The sequence below is a fragment of the Labilibacter marinus genome (assembly GCF_001659685.2).
In the GTDB taxonomy this organism is placed as follows: domain Bacteria; phylum Bacteroidota; class Bacteroidia; order Bacteroidales; family Marinilabiliaceae; genus Saccharicrinis; species Saccharicrinis marinus.
This window is the reverse complement of the sequence record NZ_LXYE02000040.1, coordinates 38,090-49,486: the sequence shown is the minus strand read 5'-3', so window position 1 is coordinate 49,486 and position 11,397 is coordinate 38,090. Positions and strand designations below refer to the sequence as shown.

At 37.3% G+C, this 11,397-nt stretch carries 11 protein-coding genes; all 11 read right to left on the bottom strand.

What is annotated here, in order from left to right:
- Positions 1-231: 231 nt before the first annotated feature.
- The 11 genes from A8L32_RS17120 to A8L32_RS17075 all read right to left on the bottom strand — a co-directional run bounded on the left by A8L32_RS17120 (position 232) and on the right by A8L32_RS17075 (position 11,242).
- On the bottom strand, positions 232-792 hold the full coding sequence (locus A8L32_RS17120; RefSeq protein ID WP_066632110.1) for a cysteine hydrolase family protein: 561 nt from the start codon (positions 790-792) through the stop codon (positions 232-234).
- The gene (locus A8L32_RS17115; protein WP_198931806.1) at positions 789-1,349 is read right to left on the bottom strand and encodes a hypothetical protein; all 561 of its coding nucleotides are present in this window, start codon (positions 1,347-1,349) and stop codon (positions 789-791) included. Before A8L32_RS17115 ends, A8L32_RS17120 begins: the two co-directional genes overlap by 4 nt.
- A 6-nt stretch (positions 1,350-1,355) precedes the next feature.
- Positions 1,356-1,463, bottom strand: coding sequence for a GNAT family protein (locus A8L32_RS23665; RefSeq protein ID WP_143525152.1), 108 nt, complete (start codon positions 1,461-1,463; stop codon positions 1,356-1,358).
- A 12-nt stretch (positions 1,464-1,475) separates the two neighbouring features.
- Positions 1,476-1,889, bottom strand: coding sequence for a GNAT family N-acetyltransferase (locus tag A8L32_RS17110; protein WP_083631390.1), 414 nt, complete (start codon positions 1,887-1,889; stop codon positions 1,476-1,478).
- 16 nt (positions 1,890-1,905) lie between these two features.
- Entirely contained in the window at positions 1,906-2,382 is a 477-nt protein-coding gene (locus A8L32_RS17105; protein ID WP_083631389.1) for a VOC family protein, read from the bottom strand.
- A gap of 2 nt (positions 2,383-2,384) precedes the next feature.
- Complete coding sequence (locus A8L32_RS17100; RefSeq protein WP_066632105.1) at positions 2,385-2,972, bottom strand: DUF3267 domain-containing protein; 588 nt, start codon at positions 2,970-2,972, stop codon at positions 2,385-2,387.
- Positions 2,973-2,984: 12 nt separating this feature from the next.
- Positions 2,985-3,605 carry a hypothetical protein gene (locus tag A8L32_RS17095; RefSeq protein ID WP_075591070.1) on the bottom strand — a complete coding sequence of 207 codons (621 nt, stop codon included), beginning with the start codon at positions 3,603-3,605 and terminating at the stop codon, positions 2,985-2,987.
- Positions 3,606-3,732: 127 nt separating this feature from the next.
- The gene (gene gloA2, locus A8L32_RS17090) at positions 3,733-4,122 is read right to left on the bottom strand and encodes an SMU1112c/YaeR family gloxylase I-like metalloprotein (protein WP_066632101.1); all 390 of its coding nucleotides are present in this window, start codon (positions 4,120-4,122) and stop codon (positions 3,733-3,735) included.
- Positions 4,123-4,407: 285 nt separating this feature from the next.
- Entirely contained in the window at positions 4,408-4,872 is a 465-nt protein-coding gene (tnpA, locus tag A8L32_RS17085) for an IS200/IS605 family transposase (RefSeq protein WP_066632115.1), read from the bottom strand.
- Positions 4,873-5,105: 233 nt separating this feature from the next.
- Positions 5,106-5,603: a hypothetical protein gene (locus tag A8L32_RS17080; RefSeq protein ID WP_075591069.1), complete on the bottom strand. Its 498-nt coding sequence runs from the start codon at positions 5,601-5,603 to the stop codon at positions 5,106-5,108.
- 86 nt (positions 5,604-5,689) lie between these two features.
- Complete coding sequence (locus tag A8L32_RS17075; protein ID WP_066632097.1) at positions 5,690-11,242, bottom strand: alpha-2-macroglobulin family protein; 5,553 nt, start codon at positions 11,240-11,242, stop codon at positions 5,690-5,692.
- Positions 11,243-11,397 lie beyond the last annotated feature (155 nt).

Genomic DNA, 11,397 nt, shown 5'->3' with positions numbered 1-11,397 from the left:
CCAAATATTGAGCAGCACCTCTTGGTACATATCTTTTTGATCGCTTGGGTTGGCATTATAATAACGGCAAATACGTAATATCCGCTCCTCATTATCTGCCACAATTTGATTAAATCGTTTTTCTTTTTCCAAGGTTAAATTTGTTTGCATTTACCTATTAGTACAAGAAATTGCCATTAGTTACAGAATTTATTGAAGTTTTTTTTCAGAAGAGAGCGTGAGCAGTTACATTTAATCGACAGACACCACCTCACTCAATATCTCCTCCGTCTTTTTTACCTTAACATCTCCCTTGGTAGGAATCATATTTTGCCATATCCAGTTATAATGATCGATGACTTGTTTGGCAGACAAGGATGGTCTTTCGCCTGTGGTATGACCATCGGCAACAACGGTTATTTGATAATCTTTGGTGAGGGCGGATTGTATGGTTGACTCTACGCAGAAATCGGTGGCGCAGCCTGTAATATATAAATCGCTAATACCTAACTCTTGCAATACTGAGGATAGTTTAGAATTGTAAAAACAATCGTTGGCATATTTATCTACTAAAATATCTGTGCCTTTTACTTCTAGCTCGTCCAATATTTCCCAATCCGAATTACCTTTCTCGCACTCGTCAGAACCCGTTCCGTCATGCTGAATATAAATAACAGGATTATTTGCCTGACGAAAGATATCGGCTAAAAGATTGATTCTTTCTATACACCCAGCTGTATCGTAACGCGGGGTTTTAGGCGTAAATGAAACTTTTTGCATATCAATTACCAAAAGGGCTTTAGTTACACTCATGCTTTTAATTTATTTTTAATAGACTGAATTGCCCAAACTGTTAATACCACTATCAGCGATACAAAAAACAGGCTTGTGCTCATGCTTTTTACAATGGAAAACACATTGGTCATTTGAGCTGCCATAGTGGTTATATCTGGATATGATTTTATGATGGTAATGATGCCGAAATTTTCTGAATAGTCGGCCAAGCCCGCTAATATTGGGAGAGTACAAAGGTAAAACAGAAACGATTTATCCTTTCCTATCTGCTTTAATAAATACATCATCATTAAACTATAACTCACCGCAAATAACAGCGGATAAATCATGTCTATCCTCAATTGAACCACTAAATAATTTATTCTCCCATCTTCGCCTAAGCTTTCCATCAAGGACAAAATATAATTGATATCGTAACCCAAAGGCATCATATCTAACAGCTTAATTCCTCCCGAAAACTGCATCACGTAAGGAATAGTATACATAAGCATCGCGGCATAAACGATGTTGGTTATAACAAACAACAGCAATACCGTTTTACCCGTGGAATATTGATCAAGATATTTTTGTAGCATCTTCATTTAAATTTCATCTTCTATAATTGAATAAGAATAACTATCCACCCATTCGCCTCTAATAGGAAGTATTTTACGGTAGATTCCTTCACGTATCATGCCCGACTTCTCCATCACTTTTGCCGACTATATATTCTCAACCGCACAACCTGCCTGAATCCTGTGAAGCTTAAATGAATTAAAGCCAACTTCTATTATCTTTTTAGCCACTTCGGTAGCATATCCTTTTCCCCAATGCACAGGAAGAAACTTGTAGAATAGCTCACCTATTTTAAAACTATCGTTGGATAACTTGATTCCAGCCAGCCCAACAAATTCGTTTGTATCCGCCATTTTTATGGCCCAGGTATACTTGCTCTGAGGAGTTTCGTTTACAGCCTCCACATATGGCTTCATACTTTCTTTCGTTTCTTCTTCATTCTGATGTATTCCTTGGGTATTAAATTCATCAACTTCAGGAATTGTGTGTAAATAATGAATGTCGCTTAAATCGTCCCACGTTATTTCTGTGAGCATTAGTCTATCTGTGGTAATATTCATATGAAAAATTCCTACACTAATTATTTATATACTGCTCTACCATAGCTTTAGGAACCGAAGTCCGCTCAGCTACTTCATCAATAGTCATTCCTTGCTTGTAAAAGCGCTTGACAAAACACGGCATCGTTTCGCCTAGCTCAATTAGATTATCTTCTGGATCATAAAAACGAATGGTTTGTTGTCCCCATCTTTCTTCAATTACTTCATGAAGATATTTAATATCCATGCTCTTTAGTTTATCTACAGCTTCATTAAAGTCATCCGACTCAAAACAAAGTTCCAGGTTTTTATTACCTGCCTCGTCATATAACTTACCCAGATGCTGAGCTACAGGATAGGCATCTTCTAATCGCCAAATGGATAATCCGTTTTTAAAACCAATACAATTGCCAAAGTCAACTTCTACTTCTTGCAAAAGTACATTTTGATAAAAGGACTTCATCTTATCAAAGTCCTTGGTGAAAATTACAGAGGAAAGAAATTTTATGTGCATGATTAATCTTGTTTTCGATAAGTATAAAATCCAACTTCCGAAGGATGATCTTGCACAAAATCATTCATTTTTTCTTTGCGGATAATGTTTACCACCAAAATATCTCCAGATGCAGCCATAATAAAAAAGATACCAAAGAATAAAGCAATAAAGTTGCCGGTACAAAGTCCCCAAATAGCAGGAAGCAATCCTAAGACAATTCCTGGACCTAGAGCTCCCCATATATAGTGTTTAACTTTTAGGGGCTCTTTGCAATGACAGTAGGGTGTTAACATTTTCCACATCACACCGAGCTTAATCGATTTAAACCCTTTTGAAGCGCACACTCCCCATATACCGCCATGAATTAGTTCATGAAACAAAAAGCCCATTATCATAATCAGCATAAATACACCCGTTGCTCCAAATATACTGGCTGGCGATTGAACATTTATATAATCCGCAAAACTAAATTCTCCACCCCAAATAAAATAATAAGGTATGCCAAATAAAATAACGGTTGGTATTAATACTATAAATCCAAAAACATTAGCCCAAACAATGTCGATGGTATGCATTTCTTTTTTGTAATCTGACTCAATTTGATTCATGGTAATTATAATCTATTTCTGAATTTCGGTAAATGGTTTTGCTTTAAGAATTAAGCTATCCAAGCGAGCTGCCATATCGTTTAGCTGTTTAATATCTGGCAACTCATTATTCTGATAATTATGCATCATTGGCTCCGTAACAACTAGTTTCATTAAAATTCTATAGTCGTTTAGTACTTTATTCTTTTCCCAAATAATACTATCTGCCATCAGATGATTTCTTAATTTGCTTTCGTAAGATGCCTGAAGCGTTTTAAGAACACCTTCAACTTCCTTACTCATGATTGTATCATTTAATAAACCAAGTTCATGATAAACACTTTGCCAATATGTATTATTGTTACGGATATATTTACGAAATGCTTTTAAGCTATCCCCACGCATTTCTTCCATCTCATCGAGTTCTTTTACCAGAGATTTTAATTTTGGTTTATTGCCCATTGCCTCTTCAAATAGCTTATCAATAATACTTGAGTGATACCTTTTGTTAAAAGAGCCCATGGCAACATCCGAATAATTTTCGTCCAAGGCTTCTGGAGTTTCTTCAATTAAAACAGCTTCTTCTAAGCTCGTATTTTGTTGTGTACAAGACAAACACAACATTATAAATCCCAGTATAAATGCATTCTTCATTAGTTTATTTTTTATCTGATTGTTTCTTTAATTCTCTTTAGGGATCCTGATTCTATCCTTGTTTATTATTATCATCCCCATGCAGATGATGATGTTCCCCATAGGGATAATTATGATCCCCAAAGATTTACACCTCGTACAATTCAATAGGTAAACCATCGGGGTCTTTAAAAAAGGTAAACTTCTTCCCTGTTAAGTCGTCTGTGCGGATGGATTCAACAGCAATACCCTGATTGATTAATTCCTTAGTGCTTTCTTGAATATTATCTACTCCAAAAGCTATATGTCTTAGTCCATTTGCTTCGGGGTTATTTACCCTGGCAGGAGGATTAGGAAACGAAAAAAGCTCAATGAGGTATTGTCCGTTTAAAGCTAAATCTAATTTATACGATTGTCGTTCTTCTCGGTAAACTTCCTCAAGAACTTCAAAACCCAATATCTGGGTATAAAATCGTTTTGATCTTTCGTAATCCGAACAGATAATTGCAATGTGGTGGAGTGTTTTTAGTTTGAGCATGGTTGTTATTTGTTTTATTTAGAATAGTCTATTGGATTTATGCGACTTCGTTGGAGTCGATTTACACTCGGTTTATGTTTTCTATAGATATGCGATGCCGCTGGCATCATATTTAATTATTATCTCAGCATCTTTTTCTGTGCGATGGCTATTTTTTATTTAAAGCTGTTCTCCCAATAAAGGCTTAAGCTCTCAAGGATTTGCCCCACTATCACTCCAGCGGAGTGAACTATTTATAGAAAACATTGTATTACGGAGGCTCGACTCCAGCGGAGTCGAATATGATTAATCTTCATTCCAATCAAATAAATAATCTCCTTTAAAATCAATGTCAAATGATTTTAAAAAAGCTAGATATTCCTCTTTAAAGGATTTATTACGATGATGTTGTTTCTGGTTTTCAATATATTTTACAACCTGATTTAATTGCGAATGCCCGTATGAGAATGCACCAAAACCTTCTTGCCATTGAAATTTATAAGAGCATAGTTTTTTATCATTAACCAAATTCGTTGAGGCTTTTTTCACCTCTCTCACTAAATCAGACAAACAACAAGTAGGTTTCATTCCGATAAGAAAATGAATATGATTCTCTGTTCCGTTAATGGCTATTAGCTTTTGTCCTGACTTTTGAATTATACCCGTTATATATTTATACAACTCAGCTTCCCAACTCTCCTGAATAGAAGCATCTCGGTTTTGAATAGCAAATACAACCTGAATATATATTTGTGTATAGGTATTAGCCATTGGTTTAGTTTTATTCGACTCCTCCGGAGTCGGTTTATTAATTGATTGCTTTTCTATAAACATGTGATGCCGCAGGCATCCATATAGTTTTCTCTAATTTTAGGCAAATATCTCTTGGAGTAATTATCTCTAACATTAAATTGCACTCTGCACTCCAGAGGAGTGTCATATATATAGAACCTAGCTATAATGCACAGCACGACTCTAGAGGAGTCGCACCATTAATTAAATTCTCAATGCATGTTAGTCATAATAATTGGTATAAAAACAGCTACCATAACAACAACCATCATTTGCCTATAATAGTTGGTTACATAAAGTCCAGTTAGCAAAAGCAGAGGATTATCCTCATCACTTATAACACTTCCTTTTGTTGTTGAACTGTAATAATTAATATTTAAGCCATTCTCATCATAAAGATTCCAAGCTGTATTCCAGGCATTGTTATATTTCCAGAAATAAGTTTTATCCTTAATCGTTATAGTAGCTTTTGACCTCCATTCGTTATAAACGATATTTCCTATTAATTCACCTTTCTGTAGGTCAAAAATATCGGTACGTTGTTTAAATGTGCCTTTAGTAGAAAACAGATATCGTTCTCCATTTAGCACTCCTTCCGCGTTTTGAGAAAAACTTCTGTTTTTCAACTCACCTACTGGGTTATTCCCAGAATAAAAACTGTAGGAGTCGGAGAATAGTCCTTTCTCCCATCTTAGATTTGTTTTTTGCATAAACGGCATTGGTTAAATTATAGAGAACGATTGACTATAAGCTTTATAAATATAGTCAACCGTTCTCTTTGTACTTTTTTATATTTTTACTCCCCAATAACTTCAACCCATTGGCCTGCTTTACGCGAGGTAATTTGGTTGTTATACATAGCTTCGCACGAAACGGATGGCAAGTAATAACGTCCTTGATAGGTAGCGTTAAGAATCACTACAAAGGTTTTGCTTTTGTTTCTGCTTAGGTCGAAATATGAATACACACGGTCGTCGCGAATATCGCGGTAATCCGGAATATCCATTTCGTACGACGAGGTAACATCTTCCATACGGGTATTTCTAATTTCCCAACCCGACGGGAATATCTGCGTAAGCGCCATATCCTTATAATTGGATAATTGTCCCGGATGGGTTACGGTAACCACCGCCATAAAATCGCTGCCTTGCGCTAGTCGACTAACATCAACAGACTCGCCACTTAAGGTTTTATATTTTACACTCATCTTTAAATTAGAGCTTTCGCTGATGGAATCTCCTTTAAATGGTGTTCCTTCCAATACCAAACGAGCAAACATAACTCCATCGGCATGGTTTTCGAATTTCACTTCTCCTTTTACAGGAATATCTGCAGGAAGCTGAATCTGATTGACTGGTTTATCTGAAGATATTTTCTCCTTATTAATTCCCGATCCGCTATACGTATATGAAACTCTAGAACCTCCTGTATTGGCTGTTAACTGACTTAAGGCAATTAAGGAATATGCTGTTGTTTGTGTACTCATCCAACGCTGCGAACTTAGCTGACTCGCTATTTCTTTCATTAACGGAGCGGCCGTGTCTAAATCGCCTAACAAGGCAAGGGTTTCTAAAATCATCGCCTGATCGCGCGTTACCGAACCATACGAATAGTAATAATAGTTTCTATCCACAACTTCAATAGTCTGACCTTCTACCAAAGTAGTGGCTACATCTTTTTGTCCGATAAGCGCATAAGCAGCAGCCAAACGCCATTTTGCAGCAGCACTCAGGTCAGCCATATTACGCATTCTGTTCATGGCACTTTTCTCTGGTTTTTCGGCCAAAGCCAAAGTATATAAACGGTAAGCCTGATTCAGCTGTTTGTATTTTCCTGAACCTGTGCCTACCCATGAGCTGGCTTGTCTCTTCTGGTAGCTAATCCATTTACTTTTAAAGTTGATTGGCAAGCTATATCCTTTCTTCTCTGCCTCCAACAAGAAATGACCAGCATACGAAGAACCCCAATCGTTAGATGAAGTATTACCCGGCCAATAACTCATACCGCCATCAGCAGTAATAAATGTTGCCAAACGACTAATCCCTGCTTTTATATTCTTTTCGATAGTAGCCTTGGTGTTATCATCTAACTCCATCACATTACCTAAAAATAACTGAGGAAACACAGAACTGGTAGTTTGCTCCACGCATCCATGCGGATAACGCAATAGGTATTTTAACCTTCTGCCAAAATCAACAGGAGGAATAGATGACACTTCAATGGTGGCATTGTTGGTTCCTTCCATACCAAACAACGTATAAGGAATACTGGCGCTTTCGTTAGCCTTTAGCATTTTACTAGCAGAAGTAACACGCGGAGGATTAGGATTACGTACCTGAATCTCAATTTCGTCAATGGCTTCTTCAGAACCTGATTTTGCAATTATCTTCACTTTACCAACACCTAGCTTCTTGGGTATTTCAAGCGTGAAAGGCACCACCATATCACCTTCTTTATCAAAAGTAATGGTTTGCTTACTTGCTTCTTTTACATTTAATAAATCGTTGGTTTCAATGGTTAGGTTCACCTTTTTAATATCCTTGCGCATGGCAAAAACAGTAATCGGTAGTTTCACCGTTTCTCCGGGACCTAATACTCTTGGCAAAGTAGCCAACACCATCAATGGTTTTTTAACAGGAGTGGCTTTTTCTGCATTACCGTACATACGCTCGTTACGTGCTACCACCATGGTACGTACCGAACCAATATATTGCGGCATCTTAAACTCGTGCGTTTCCGTTGCGCCTTTCTTTAATTCAAACGGGCCGAATACTTTAACCACTGGTTTAAAACGATTGGCATTCGGATCTTTTTGTTTGTTGGCCAAATCGCCATCACCACCAATACTAAATACCTTTTCTATTTGTCCGCCGTAAGCACCAATCACCTGATTGTACACATCCCATGTTCTTACTCCTAAGGCTTCGCGCGCATAAAAATGATTCCAAGGTTGTGGTGTTTTAAAGCGCGTTAAATCCAACAGACCTTCTTCTACCATAGCTACGGTATAGGTCATTGCTTTGCCATTAGCCTCGCTCACTTTAATTTTCACCAAACTTTCTGGCACCAGACTTTCTGGCATATCGATCACTGGTTTCAAATGCGTTTCGGCATCTTCAACTAATAAAGGCGTAACACCATACATACGAATAGGCATGTTATTGGCCGTTTGTGCATGCGGTTGCAATAAGGTAACATGAACGTAAATATTTGGTGTCATCTCTTTACTTACCTCAAAGCTGAATGAAGTAAACTCCTTCTGTGTTTTTACCCAATATTCTTTAACAATACGGGTTCCATTTTCAATACTAACTAAAGCTCTTCCGCCTTCGCTAGATGCAAAGTTAACCTGTGCCTTTTGTCCAACCGTATATTTATCTTCCTCTGTAGATAAGGTAAGCATTGTAGCTGCTTCTGAGTTTTCGCCCACTGGTTTAGCCGCATATCCTGGCCAATCTACATAAACTGTTCTACCACACACATGACCGCTCTCAGGATCAAAAACACGAATCAAATAACGTCCCCATGCCGGATATTTAATCTCCATATTAAAAGAGCCAATTCCATCTTTGGTACTTAAGGTTCCTTTTGAAACCACATCCTGCGAAGAAGAAGAAACGTAGCGAGCTAGATTATCTTCGCCAGATTCCCACCACCAACGCCAGTTGACTTTATATACTACATATTTCAGTTTACTTTTTGAGATAGGATTACCTTCGCTATTTACCGAAGCCACCTCAATGGCATGCTCTTTATCTGTTAATAACATACCACGCTTATCTCCCACAGGTGCTTTTACACCCACATAAGATTTATAAGGGCTATAAGGTATTGAGAATCGATCGATACTATAATCGCCACTTTCTTCGAATACGCGTGTGCGGAATGATGCTTTTAACATACCTGGTGCTTGGTCACTCACTTCAAGATTACCTTGTACCTTAGCCATTCCTTCAGCATCTGTATCTCCTTCGAAAAAGGTCACTTCTTCACTGGTGAATGATCGTGTTGGGTCATCAAAAGCATAATCATTGAATCGCTTAAAACGAGTAGGTATAGATGTTAGTGTTGCTGTTACATTAGCTTCAAGGTTTTTAGCTACAGCTCCATGCAACCACTTTACTTCCATATTTGCACTTAAATATGGTTTTGCTACAGAAAGCATCTCTACACCGAAATCCATTTTTATTTTTAATCGATTCGGTTTAACCGTTTCAACTTTTAAGGTTTTATTAAAAGAAGTACCTCCCACTAAAAACCGTGCTTGCCAATTTCCGGTTGGCGCATCATCTTCGGTATTTACTTTAAATAGGTACATATTATTTACCCCGTCAGTAGTGGCCATTCTTTTTACCAACTGCCCATGCGGATTCGTCAATTCAAATACCACAGGATGATTTTCGGGAAGCGTCTTTTCTCTATCCTCTAAAATAAAAGAAACAAACAAAGTATCGCCCGGTCGCCAAACACCACGCTCACCATAAATATATCCTTTCAGGCCTTTGTCAATGGTTTGTCCCGCCACATCAAAGCGACTTAAGGAAAGTGACGAACCTCCATCTAAACGTAAATATCCTCGCTGATTTTCGTGTTTTGCAATTAATAAGTAAGGTCGCTTAGTAACATCAATTCTTACCAAACCTTCGCTATTACTTTTAGCTGATGAGATGAGTTGATTCTGATAATTGTAAATCTCTACATCTACCCCAGCCAAAGGATCTGTTGATCTTAAATCGGTAACGGCAACCAACATTTCTTTATCGGCACCTTTTTTAGCAATAATCCCAATATTAGACGCTAATATATTTCGGCTGGCAAAACGACTCTTTCTGTAATAGGCTCTTTTACATGGATCCTCTCTATCATTCCAATTACCGTAGTAATAATAATCATTATCGTAATAACTATTACCGCCATTGGGGCTATCGTAATAAGCTATTTCACCCTCAGTAATTTCATCCGGATTGGATTCTAATCCTGCATCACTACTTTCATCCTCATTGGAACAAGGGTAAATAGCATTTCTTCTGGCAAACTGAAGTTCTACACGATAAATCGCACCACGGTCTACTTTTACCATATCATCTAGATTAATAGAGAAAGTATTCCACTTATTTAAATCTAAGGTTCTATCTGTATTTAGAGGAATTGTTTTCTTCAACACTAATCGGCCCGCACGTTTTAACTGATAACTACCATCCAGTTTATTTACTTGCAAGAAAGCTCCCACATTATTCTCAAAAATCTTAATCACTCTAACTTGGACCTCTTTTAAACTAACTGCTCTAAAAGGTAAGGTCAAGCCAGATGATTCTGGTAAGATGGTTCCTTTTCCTAAAAATTCCACCTGCGGTTTTGAACTGGTAAACGTGATGTGGAACGATTCCTTCTCGTCGGATTTAGTCCCCAATATATTTTCGATACCAGGATGAACCGTTACTTTCACAGTTCCACTTAAGGAATTATTAGGAAGAATCTTGATGATATTATCCTCCACTTGAGTGTTGTATGATATACTTCTATCCAATTCTATTAAACCCGCCAGTTCCTGATCAGGATTTAAAGGGTCGGTAAAAGAAATCTCGATACCCTGGCGTGGTTGAAAAACTGATTTACAGGTCAATAATTCAAAATCATTGATGGAAGGAATTTTGATTTTTTCACTATCATCCTCATCAACACCAATTGATTCTCCATTTAACTCAAGCGTTACGCTACTAGAAGATTCGCCACGAGTTATATGTTGTACTTTAAATGGGTAATTATTTTCTCTTTCTGACGGCAGCCATTCAATCTCTAATTCTTTTCCTTTTTGATTGGCCTTAAGTACCTGATGTACCTGTTCCAACTCAGCAAAATCGGATAGTATTAGTTTTCCACTTAATTGGTTATCTGTAAGGTTAGCATTATCATATGGCGATACCTCACCCACTTCTAACCTAAAGTTTTGCGTGATAGTTTGAAAAGAGAATTCAAAATCGTCTTTGGTATCTTTAAAAATCTGTCCCAGCTTCACCTTGACATTATAAACGGTACCTGAGCTCAACTTATCCTCGGCCTTAAATCCTAAGCTCTGATTATCTATCCAATAAAACTCACCTTTTACCGAAGGTGAAATTTTCATGATACTTGAAGAAGCAGGCGTACCAGGTTCAGCTTCTGGAATAATTTCAGAGAATCGCACCATTATCTCAGCCTGGTTAGAAACCATACCCGAGGTAAATGCAGATACTTTTTTGTTGTACTTAACCTCGGAAAGCTGTTGAACTTCTTTTGGCTTTTGTTTACATCCTGCCATTACTAACAGGGCTGATAAGAAAATCAGACTTAGAAGGTTTTTGCTTTGCATGGGGGTTTAATTAATTAAAAAAATCAGCTTTAAATATCCATATAGATATTTCGAAAACTACTAAAACATATTGTAATTGTAGTGGTTTTCTGTTAACTATTTTTCTAATTAACTTGAATGCAATAAGAAATTTAGGCTACTCGGAGCGAGCCCTA

What these genes read in the sequence shown, in the direction of transcription:
- A8L32_RS23665 (WP_143525152.1), bottom strand. Translation starts at nt 1,463, where the DNA reads ATGGAGAAGTCGGGCATGATACGTGAAGGAATCTACCGTAAAATACTT.
- A8L32_RS17120 (WP_066632110.1), bottom strand. Translation starts at nt 792, where the DNA reads ATGAGTGTAACTAAAGCCCTTTTGGTAATTGATATGCAAAAAGTTTCA.
- A8L32_RS17105 (WP_083631389.1), bottom strand. Translation starts at nt 2,382, where the DNA reads ATGCACATAAAATTTCTTTCCTCTGTAATTTTCACCAAGGACTTTGAT.
- tnpA (WP_066632115.1), bottom strand. Translation starts at nt 4,872, where the DNA reads ATGGCTAATACCTATACACAAATATATATTCAGGTTGTATTTGCTATT.
- A8L32_RS17075 (WP_066632097.1), bottom strand. Translation starts at nt 11,242, where the DNA reads ATGCAAAGCAAAAACCTTCTAAGTCTGATTTTCTTATCAGCCCTGTTA.
- A8L32_RS17095 (WP_075591070.1), bottom strand. Translation starts at nt 3,605, where the DNA reads ATGAAGAATGCATTTATACTGGGATTTATAATGTTGTGTTTGTCTTGT.
- gloA2 (WP_066632101.1), bottom strand. Translation starts at nt 4,122, where the DNA reads ATGCTCAAACTAAAAACACTCCACCACATTGCAATTATCTGTTCGGAT.
- A8L32_RS17110 (WP_083631390.1), bottom strand. Translation starts at nt 1,889, where the DNA reads ATGAATATTACCACAGATAGACTAATGCTCACAGAAATAACGTGGGAC.
- A8L32_RS17115 (WP_198931806.1), bottom strand. Translation starts at nt 1,349, where the DNA reads ATGCTACAAAAATATCTTGATCAATATTCCACGGGTAAAACGGTATTG.
- A8L32_RS17080 (WP_075591069.1), bottom strand. Translation starts at nt 5,603, where the DNA reads ATGCAAAAAACAAATCTAAGATGGGAGAAAGGACTATTCTCCGACTCC.
- A8L32_RS17100 (WP_066632105.1), bottom strand. Translation starts at nt 2,972, where the DNA reads ATGAATCAAATTGAGTCAGATTACAAAAAAGAAATGCATACCATCGAC.